Origin of the sequence: Pedococcus sp. NPDC057267 (assembly GCF_042668795.1) — a bacterium.
Lineage (GTDB): Bacteria > Actinomycetota > Actinomycetes > Actinomycetales > Dermatophilaceae > Pedococcus.
Map to the genome: position 1 here is coordinate 1 of NZ_JBHUYG010000129.1, position 9,841 is coordinate 9,841.

Annotated in this window: 6 protein-coding genes; 1 reads left to right on the forward strand and 5 read right to left on the reverse strand. The window is 71.9% G+C overall.

What is annotated here, in order from left to right; translation table 11 throughout:
- Positions 1–43 precede the first annotated feature (43 nt).
- The 3 genes from ACFUC1_RS19030 to mmsA all read right to left on the reverse strand — a co-directional run bounded on the left by ACFUC1_RS19030 (position 44) and on the right by mmsA (position 4,174).
- Positions 44–1,141 carry a substrate-binding domain-containing protein gene (locus ACFUC1_RS19030; protein WP_379122606.1) on the reverse strand — a complete coding sequence of 366 codons (1,098 nt, stop codon included), beginning with the start codon at positions 1,139–1,141 and terminating at the stop codon, positions 44–46.
- 71 nt (positions 1,142–1,212) lie between these two features.
- Entirely contained in the window at positions 1,213–2,463 is a 1,251-nt protein-coding gene (gene mmsB / locus ACFUC1_RS19035; RefSeq protein WP_379122608.1) for a multiple monosaccharide ABC transporter permease, read from the reverse strand.
- Positions 2,464–2,566: 103 nt separating this feature from the next.
- Positions 2,567–4,174, reverse strand: coding sequence for a multiple monosaccharide ABC transporter ATP-binding protein (gene mmsA / locus ACFUC1_RS19040; protein WP_379122616.1), 1,608 nt, complete (start codon positions 4,172–4,174; stop codon positions 2,567–2,569).
- 167 nt (positions 4,175–4,341) lie between these two features.
- Between mmsA and ACFUC1_RS19045 the strand changes: the two genes are divergently transcribed.
- Positions 4,342–5,382 carry a LacI family DNA-binding transcriptional regulator gene (locus ACFUC1_RS19045; protein WP_379122610.1) on the forward strand — a complete coding sequence of 347 codons (1,041 nt, stop codon included), beginning with the start codon at positions 4,342–4,344 and terminating at the stop codon, positions 5,380–5,382.
- A 57-nt stretch (positions 5,383–5,439) separates the two neighbouring features.
- Here the strand turns inward: ACFUC1_RS19045 and ACFUC1_RS19050 are convergent, their stop codons facing one another.
- Together ACFUC1_RS19050 and ACFUC1_RS19055 are read right to left on the reverse strand one after the other, a co-directional pair.
- Positions 5,440–7,527, reverse strand: coding sequence for an elongation factor G-like protein EF-G2 (locus ACFUC1_RS19050; RefSeq protein ID WP_379122612.1), 2,088 nt, complete (start codon positions 7,525–7,527; stop codon positions 5,440–5,442).
- 56 nt (positions 7,528–7,583) lie between these two features.
- The coding region (locus ACFUC1_RS19055) for an ATP-binding cassette domain-containing protein (RefSeq protein WP_379122614.1) at positions 7,584–9,841 on the reverse strand (2,258 nt) is incomplete at its 5' end.

The window sequence follows — 9,841 nt, forward strand, 5'->3', positions numbered from 1 at the left end:
CCGCGAGGGTGGCCGGGCCCGTCAGTGACGAGGCTCCGTCAGCTCACTGGGTGAGCTTGGACAGGGTCGGGTCGTTGGCGTACGCCTCCTTGGCGTTGTCCTTGGTCACGATGAGCGGCGGGAGCAGCTCGGCCGGGACCACCTTGACGCCGTTGTTGTACGACTTGGTGTCGTTGATCTTCGGCTGCTGGCCCTTCTGGATGGCCTGGATCATCTCGATCGTGGCCTTGACCAGGTTGCGGGTGTCCTTGTTGATCGTCGAGTACTGCTCGCCGGCCATGATCGACTTGACCGACTCCACCTCGGAGTCCTGGCCGGTGACGATCGGGACGGGCTTGCCGGCGGCCTTCACCGAGGTGATGATCGCGCGGGCCAGGGTGTCGTTCGGCGACAGGACGCCGTCGAGCGCGGTCGAGGTGTAGTTCGCGGACAGCAGGGTGTCCATGCGCTTCTGCGCGTTCTCGGCCTTCCAGCCCTGGGTGACGACCTGGTTGAAGCTGGTCTGGCCGGAGACGACCTTCAGCGTGCCGTCGGCGATCTTCGGCTTGAGGACGCTCATCGCGCCGTCGAAGAAGACCTGCGCGTTGGCGTCGTCGGGGGACCCGGCGAACAGCTCGATGTTGTACGGGCCGTTGGCCTTCTTCTTCTTCATGCCGTCGAGCAGCGCGTTGCCCTGCAGGACACCGACCTTGAAGTTGTCGTAGGCGACGTAGTAGTCCACCGCGTCGGTGTTCTTGAGGAGGCGGTCGTATGCGATGACCGTCGCCCCTGCGTCCTTGGCCGCCTTGACCTGCGTGCCGAGCTGCGAGCCGTCGATCGCGCCGACCACGATCACCTTGGCGCCCTTGGTGACCATGGACTGGATCTGGTTCTGCTGCTCGGTGACGCCGCCGTTGGCGAACTGCACGTCGGCCTGGAAGCCGGCAGCGGCGAGGTCGGTCTTGAACAGGTTCTCGGCGAGAACCCAGTTCTCCGAGGTCTTCTGCGGGAGGGAGACGCCGATGAGGGCGTTCTTGGGGAACTTGTCGGAGCCACCACTGCCGGAGCTGGACGAACCCGAGCCGCTGTCGGACCGACCGCATCCGGCCAGTGCCATCGCAGCAATGGCGGAGACCGCCATCACCTTGGTGAGAGATCGCATACGGATCATGTTTCCTTTTCTGTGAGTTGCATTCGGAGTGCCGTGCGGGAGGTCCACCCGTGACGAGAGCGTCACGCCTCCTGAGCGGCCTTCTCCCCTGTGCCCTCGGTGGCTCGGCCCCCGAAGTTCTTCATGAGCATTCCGGTGATGGACCGGCGCCCCTGGCTCTTGTTGTAGACGTCGAACGCCACGGCGGCGAGCAGCACCAGACCCTTGTAGATCTGGGTCTGGTCGGCGCCGACGCCGAGCAGCTGCAGGCCGTTGTTGAGGACCGCCATGACGAGGCCACCGATGACGGACCCGACGACGGTGCCGACACCGCCGCTGACGGCCGCGCCGCCGATGAAGACGGCCGCGATCACGTCCAGCTCCCAGCCGACACCGTCGAACGGGCCGGAAGCGTTGGAGCGGGCGACGAACATCATGCCGCCGAGGGCGGCGAGGATCGACATGTTCATCATGACGAGGAAGTTGATGCGACGGCTGCGGACACCCGACAGCTCAGCCGCGTGGCGGTTGCCGCCCACGGCATACACGTGGCGGCCGACGATGGTGCGGGTCGAGATGAAGCCGTACAGCAGCACCAGCACGCCGAGGATGAGCGCCGACACCGGCAGCGAGGTGCCCTTGCGGCCGGACGCCATCAGCATGGAGGCGGCCAGGATGGCCACGCAGATGAGGGCGGGGCGCACCCACACGACCCAGCCCGTCTCGACCTCGATGCCGATCTTGCGCTGGTTGCGGCGGTTGCGGACCATGCCGACGACGATCGCCACGCACAGCAGCACGCCGAGCAGGAGGGTGAGGTTGTTGTAGCCGGTGTCGGGGCCGACCTCGGGCAGGTAGCCCGCGCCGATGACCTGGAAGTCGTTGGGCACCGGCACGGTGTTGGAGTGGCCGACGAACTGGTTGGCACCGCGGAAGATGAGCATGCCTGCGAGGGTCACGATGAACGCGGGGATGCCGACCACGGAGACCCAGAACCCCTGCCAGGCACCGACCACGGCACCGATGACCAGGCCGAGCACGATGCCCAGCCACCACGGGATGCCCCAGTCGCGCATCGCGATCGCCACGACGATGCCGGCGAATGCGGCAACCGACCCGACGGACAGGTCGATGTGGCCGGCGATGATGACCAGCACCATCCCGATCGCCATCACCAGGATGTAGCTGTTGCCCTGGAAGATGTTGATGACATTCTCGGGCTTGAGGGTCAGCCCGCCGGTGAGGATCTGGAACAGGACGATGAGCGCCACGAGGGCGAAGATCATGCCGAACTGGCGGGTGTCACCGCCGAAGATCTGCTTCAGCTTTTCCATGGGCGTCTCGCGGTCCTCGCTGGTCTGGGGGTGGATCGGGCAGGTGGGATGAGGCGGGCAGGGTGGTGCCGGCGGGTCGAGGTCGGGGGAACGGAGCGGAACGTCAGCCCGTGGGGGCCTTGGTGCCCGACTCGGCACCGGTGGGCTCGGCGTGCGCCTCGCCGTCGACGACGTCCGGGGCGAGCTCGCCCTCGGGCGTGTGCACGGAGCTCGTGACCGTCATGAGCCGCATCAGCGACTCCTGGTCGGCCTGGCCCCGCTCGAGGACACCGGTGACCCGGCCCTCGCAGATCGTGTAGATGCGGTCGGACAGCCCCAGCAGCTCGGGGAGCTCGGAGGAGACGACGATGACGCCCTTCCCCTCGTCGGCGAGCCGCTGGATGATGCCGTAGATCTCGAACTTGGCGCCGACGTCGATGCCGCGGGTGGGCTCGTCGAGGATCAGCAGGTCGGGGTCGGTGAACAGCCACTTGGCCAGGACGACCTTCTGCTGGTTGCCGCCCGACAGCTTGGCGACGCCGTAGTCGACCGAGGGGGTCTTGGTCCGCAGCGCCTGGCGGTACTCCTCGGCCGCCTTGTGCTCGGCCCGCCGGTCGACGACGAAGTTGCTCGCGATCTTCTTGAGCTTGGCCGACACGGTGGTCGTCTTGATGTCGTCGAGCAGGTTGAGCCCGAGCACCTTGCGGTCCTCGGTGACGTAGGCGATGCCGGCGTCGATGGCGGCGGGCACACTGCGCAGCCGGACCTCCTTGCCGTTGAGCACCATGGTGCCCTTGACGAAGGTGCCGTAGCTGTGGCCGAAGAGGGAGCGCATGAGCTCGGTGCGGCCGGAGCCCATGAGGCCCGCGAAGCCGACGATCTCGCCCCGGCGCACGAAGAAGTTCGAGCCCTTGGCCACGAGGCGGTCCGGCACGTTCGGGTGGGCGACGGTCCAGTCGCGCACCTCGAAGAAGGTCTCGCCGATGTGCGGCGTGTGGTCGGGGAACCGCGACTCCAGCGACCGCCCGACCATGCCGCGGATGATGCGGTCCTCGTCGACGGCACCCTCGCGCACGTCGATGGTCTCGACCGTCTGCCCGTCGCGGATGATCGTGATCGCGTCGGCGATCGCCTCGATCTCGTTGAGCTTGTGGCTGATCATGATGCAAGTGATGCCGCGCTGCTGCAGGCCGCGGATGAGGTCGAGCAGGTGGCGCGAGTCGTCCTCGTTGAGGGCCGCGGTGGGCTCGTCGAGGATGAGCAGCTTGACCTGCTTGCTCAGCGCCTTGGCGATCTCGACGAGCTGCTGCTTGCCGACGCCGAGGTTCTTGATCGGGGTCTCGGGGTCCTCCTGCAGGCCGACCCGGGCGAGCAGGTCGCGGGCGCGGTTGTTCGTGGCGACCCAGTCGATGACACCGTTGGTCGTCGTCTCGTTGCCGAGGAAGATGTTCTCGGCGATCGACAGCTCGGGGATGAGCGCGAGCTCCTGGTGGATGATGACGATGCCCGCGTGCTCGGAGTCGCGGATGCTGGAGAACTCGACCGGCTTGCCGTCGAAGACGATCTGCCCCTCGTAGCTGCCGTGGGGGTGCACGCCCGACAGGACCTTCATCAGAGTCGACTTGCCGGCACCGTTCTCGCCGCAGATCGCGTGGACGTCGCCACGGCGCACGGTGATGGTGACGTCCGAGAGGGCCTTCACGCCGGGAAATGTCTTCGTGATCCCGGTCATCTCCAGGATGGTCCCACCGTCGCTCACGCCGCCTCCTCGTCGAGGTTGTGGCGCTCCTCTTCCGGCCGCGCCGCCGTCACTTGACAACGTTGTCAAGGGCGAGTTTTAGTCAGCACGCCGAGTCAAGTCAACTCCCCGCACCCATGAGAGTCGAGACCGTGACAAAGATGTCCGATCGGCCCCGTTCGCGCGCCACCATGCGCGACGTGGCCGCCGTTGCCGGCGTGAGCGTCAAGACCGTCTCGCGCGTGGTCAACGACGAGCCCGCGGTGTCGCCCGCCGCGGCGACGAGGGTGCGCCGCGCCGTGGAGCAGCTCGGCTACCGGCACGACCTCACCGCGAGCAACCTGCGTCGCTCGGTGCGCCGGCCCTCGACCGTGGCGGCGATGCTCCAGGACCTCAGCAACCCCTACTCCGCCCGGCTCCTGCAGGCCATCGAGCTCGTCGCCCACGAGCGCGACGTGGCGGTCGTCGCCTCCAGCCTCGACGAGGAGCCCGAGCGCGAGCGGCGGCTCGTCGAGGGGCTGGTGCGGCGACGGGTGGACGGCCTGCTCCTCATGCCGGCGACGAGCCGCCAGGACTACCTGCTGCCAGACCTGCACGCCGGGCTCGAGGCGGTCTTCGTCGACCGGCGGCCGCACGGTGTCGACGTCGACTCCGTCACCGTCGACGGGGCGCGCGGCGGGGCGAAGGCGGCGGCACACCTGCTGGAGGGAGGTCACCGCAGGATCGCGTTCCTCGGCGACCTGCCACGGATCGAGACCGCGGCGGCGCGGTGTGCCGGCTTCGTCGGCGAGCTCGAGCGGCAGGGCGCACCGGCCGACCCGCTGCTCGTCGTGACCGGGCTGCGCACCCCGGCGGACGCCACCCGCGCGCTGCTGGGGCTGCTCGACCTGGACGACCCGCCCACGGCCGTGTTCGCCGCCCGCAACACCCTGGCCGAGGGAGCGGTGCGCGCGCTGCGCCAGCGGCACCTGGCGTCGACGACTGCGCTGGTCGGCTTCGACGACTTCCCGCTCGCGGACCTGCTCGACCCCCCGCTGACCGTGGTCCAACAGGACGTCGAGGCGGTCGGCGCCGAGGCGGCCCGGCGGCTCTTCGCGCGCCTCGCCGGCGACGCCTCGCCACCGTGCCACGTCGAGCTCGACCCCGTCCTGGTCACCCGCGGCTCGGGCGAGATCGCCCCGCCGGTCGCGCGCCGTCGCTGACCGGCCAGGAGCCCAGCGGCGCCGACCCGGCGGGCTGCTCGCCGGCGATCGGTCGGGCTACTCGCCGGCGCTGACCTGGCGGGCGAGGGCGGGCGGCATGTAGTCGTACCGGACGAAGCTGCGCGTGAAGGTGCCCGTGCCGTGGCTCACCGACCGCAGGTCGACCGGGTAGCGCGACAGCTCGTGGGCGGGCACCTCCGCCACGATCACCGTCCGGCCCCCGGTGTCGCACTGCTCGGTGCCGTGGACCTGCCCCCGACGGCCGCGCAGGTCCGCCAGCACGCTGCCGACGGCGTCGTCGGACACCTCGATGCGGACCGAGTCCACCGGTTCGAGCATGGCGACGGTGTTCTCGTTGGCCGCCTCCCGCAGGGCCATCCCGGCAGCGGTCTGGAACGCCATGTCCGAGGAGTCGACCGAGTGCGCCTTGCCGTCGGTCAGGGTGATCCGCACGTCGACAACCGGGTACCCGGCCAGGACGCCGCGCTCGAGCTGGGCCCGTGCGCCCTTCTCCACCGAGGGGATGAACTGCCTCGGCACGGCGCCACCGACGACCTTGTCGACGAACTCGACCCCGGCGCCCCGCTCCAGCGGCTCGATGACGAGGTGGCAGACGGCGTACTGCCCGTGGCCGCCGGACTGCTTGACCAGCCGGCCCTGCACCTCGGTCCGCTGGACGAACGTCTCGCGCAGGGAGGTCCGCACCGGCTCGGCCTCGACCGCGACGTGGTAGCGGGACTCCAGCGTCGCGATCAGCTGGTCGACGTGTGCCGGGCCCATCGCCCAGATGACGAGCTGGTGCGTCTCGGCGTTGTGCTCCAGTCGCATCGTGACGTCCTCGGCGACGAGCCTCTGCAGCGCGGTGGCGAGCTTGTCCTCGTCGCCCTTGGACCGGGCGTGGATGGCCACGGGCAGCAGCGGCGTCGGCAGCACCCACGGCTCGACCAGGGCCGGCCGGTCCCTGCGCGACAGCGTGTCCGTCGTCTCGGCGCCGGAGAGCTTGGAGACGAGGACGACCTGCCCTGCCATCGCGGTGCCCAGCGGGCGGGTGTCGTCCCCGATGGGCGCCAGCAGCGGCCCGACCCGCTCGTCGTCGGTGTCGTGGTCGGCGTGCTCGTCGGTCAGGTGGGCGGCGAACTGCTGGAGGTGCCCGGAGATGTGGATCGGCTCGTCCGGCCGCAGCGTCCCGGAGAAGACGCGCACCAGCGACTGGCGGCCGACGAACGGGTCGGTCGTCGTCCGCACGACCTCGGCCACGAGCGGCCCGTCGGGGTCGCAGGTGACCTCGCCGAAGTCGGCCCCGGCGGGGGTGTAGACCTTGGGGACACCGGCCCCCACGGGCGAGGGGAACCCCTTCTCGAACAGCTCGAGCAGCGCCTGCACCCCGACCCCGGTCGGCGCGTGCGTCGGGATGATGGGGAAGAACCGGGCCGTGGCGATGGCCAGCCGCAGGTCGGCGGACACCGAGTCGACGTCGACCTCCTCGCCGCCGAGGTAGCGGTCGAGGAGCCCCTCGTCCTCGGACTCCTCGATGACCGACTCGATGAGGTCGCCGCGCTGGGCGTCGATGAGCTCGCCCTCGTCCCCGGTCGGTTCCCGGTCGGTGGGCGTCCCGCCGCCGTGGTCGGTGACGGTGCGGCGCAGCAGGTTGAGCAGCCCGGTGACCGACCCCCCGTCGACCAGGGGCAGCGCCAGCGGCTGGGCGTCGCCGAACGCCCGCTGGACCGCGTCGACGGTCGCGTCGAAGTCCGCCCGCGCCTGCTCGAGCCGCGTCACGGCCACGGCACGCGGCATACGCAGGACCTCGCACTCGCGCCACAGCATCCGGGTCGCCTCGTCGACGCCGTCGGCGGCCGAGACCACGAACACGACGGCGTCCGCGGCCCGCAGCCCGGCCCGCACCTCGCCCACGAAGTCTGGGTGGCCCGGGGTGTCGAGCAGCGTCACGCTCACCGGTCCGGGCAGGGTCGCGGCGGACAGGGCGACCGTCGAGCTCCCCCCTTCACGAGAGCGGCGGCCCGGGATCCGGGCCGCCACCACACCGTCGAACAGCGCCGTCTTGCCGGCGCCGCTCGCCCCCACCAGGACGACATTGCGGATGTCCTCGGGCGATGCGGGCCCGCTGACGTCATCAGGACGGTTCATGGGGTCACCTTCCTCCGGGCGGCAGCCCGGCACAAGGGCCTCCGGTCGTACGCCGGTCAGCCCAGCAGCGCCGCCACGAGCGGCAGCAGCGAGGCGCCCACCAGCAGCGTGTCGGCGCGGGTCCACGCCGCGGGCGCGGCCCAGGTACGCCGCTGGGCGGTGGCGAAGCCGCGGGCGTCCATGGCGACCGCGAGCTCGGCGGCGGTCTGCAGCGAGCGCACGAGCAGTCCGGTGGTGAGCGCCCACAGCTCGACCAGCACCGACCGGGGCGAACGGGCGCTCGCGCCCACGCCGCGCACGCGGCGGGCGCGGGCGATCTCGGTCCACGTGTCGCCGAAGGTGTGCACGCGCTGCAGCGCGGCCGCGATGGCCACGACCGGTCGCGCGGGCAGGTGCAGGCGCTGGCCGAGGTGGTCGCCGAGCGCGTCGGCGTCGACCCAGCGCACCAGCACGGCCGACGGCACGACGATGACGACGACCCGCAGGGCGGCCGTCACCGCGACGTCGACGTCGTGGCCCCCGAGCAGCCACGTGGACCACCCGACCGACAGGGCGCCGACGACTCCCGGGAGGAGCCGGGCCAGCACCGCGCGGGTGCGGCCGTGGGGGGCCGGTCCGTCGCCGGGCGCGGACAGCCCCACGACCGCCAGGAGCAGCTGCACGGCGACGACGGCGAGGCTGGTGGTCCAGTGCGGCGAGACGACGCCGGCGGGTATGCCGAGGGCGGCCGCCGCGAGCAGCGCGAGGGGGCCGCAGCGCGCCACGAGGGGTCGCCGGGGGGCCGGTGGCTCGACGGGCTGGGTCGGCCTGGTGATGGTGGTGGTGTGGTCGGCGCGCGCCACCACGGCGTCGTCGTGGGTCGTGAGCACGACCGCGGTGCCGGCGTCGCGCAGGGCCTCCAGCACACCGAGCACGGCCGCCCAGGTGAGCCGGTCCTGACCCACGGTCGCCTCGTCGGCGAGCAGCAGGGCGGGCTGGTGCACCGCGGCGGCGGCCATGGCGAGCCGGCGCTGCTCGCCGCCGGAGAGGTGGCGGGGGTCGGCCTGCTCGAGGTGGGCGAGGCCGAGGGCGTCGAGCAGGACCCGGGCGCGTGCCAGCGCCTCGCTCTCGACGTGGGCGAGGGCCCGGCTGGTCGCCATCACCTCGTCGAGCACCGTGTGCGCCACCACCGTCGAGGCCGCCCACTGCGGTACCCAGGCGAAAGACGCCGCGAGCTCGGTCGTGGACCAGCGGGCGGGGTCCGGGGAGCGGTGCCCGGCGAGGTCCGGGTGGGCCCGGACGTCCCCGGACTTCCGGTGCAGCAGGCCGGCGAGGGCCAGCAGGAGCGTCGACTTGCCCGAGCCGGACGGCCCGACGAGCGCGTGCAGCTGGCCGGCGCGTGCCGTGAGCGACTGGTCGCTGAGGGCCACGCTCGTGCGCGTCGAGCCGTCGAGCCGGCGGACGGTGCGCTCGACGGTGACGTCCGTGGCGGTGAGGACCGCGAGGTTGGCACCGAGCGCGGAGGTGTCGAACGTCCCGGCCGGGATGCCGTGCGGCACCGGGTCGGGTGCGCCCGGCACCCAGATGCCCTGGGCGGCGAGGGACTCCCCGTGCGCGCCGAGGACCGTCGCCGGCTCGCCGTCGGCGACGACACGGCCGTCGGGGCCGAGGACCACGAGGCGGTCGACGAGGTCGAGCCACGGCCCGAGCCGGTGCTCGACGACCACGGTGGTGAGCGAGCGCGCCCGGACGACCTCGGCGACGCTGGCCCGGACCGAGGCGGCGTTCCCGGGGTCGAGCATCGCGGTCGGCTCGTCGAGCAGCAGCAGGGTCGGCTCGAGGGCGAGGGCGCCGGCGAGCGCCAGCCGCTGGGTCTCGCCGCCGGACAGCGCGTGCGTGGGCGTGTCCTGCGGCATGGTGAGGCCGACCGAGGCCAGGGCGTCGGCGACGCGGGCGGGCATCTGCTCGCGGGGCAGCCCGATGTTCTCCAGGCCGAAGGCGACGTCCCGCCCCACGGTCGCCGAGGCCACGCCGGCCCCCGGCTCCTGCAGGACGAGGCCGACGGTGCCCGCGCGCGCTCCCGGGTCGGCGCCGTCGACGTGGACGGTGCCGGTGCGCTCACCGGAGTCGGCGACCTCGAGCACCCCTGCGAGGGCGCGCAGGACGGTCGACTTGCCCGACCCGGAGGGGCCGACGAGCAGCACCCGCTGCCCCGCGGGGATGGTCAGGTCGAGGCCGGGGACCACCGGCTGCCGGCGCCCGTAGGGGCGCCAGGTGAGGTCCCGGACCTCGACCAGGCCACGCCCGGTCGACGGGTCCGGGGCAGTGCCGGGCC

What these genes read in the sequence shown, in the direction of transcription:
- ACFUC1_RS19030 (WP_379122606.1), bottom strand. Translation starts at nt 1,141, where the DNA reads ATGCGATCTCTCACCAAGGTGATGGCGGTCTCCGCCATTGCTGCGATG.
- mmsB (WP_379122608.1), bottom strand. Translation starts at nt 2,463, where the DNA reads ATGGAAAAGCTGAAGCAGATCTTCGGCGGTGACACCCGCCAGTTCGGC.
- mmsA (WP_379122616.1), bottom strand. Translation starts at nt 4,174, where the DNA reads ATGACCGGGATCACGAAGACATTTCCCGGCGTGAAGGCCCTCTCGGAC.
- ACFUC1_RS19045 (WP_379122610.1), top strand. Translation starts at nt 4,342, where the DNA reads ATGTCCGATCGGCCCCGTTCGCGCGCCACCATGCGCGACGTGGCCGCC.
- ACFUC1_RS19050 (WP_379122612.1), bottom strand. Translation starts at nt 7,527, where the DNA reads ATGAACCGTCCTGATGACGTCAGCGGGCCCGCATCGCCCGAGGACATC.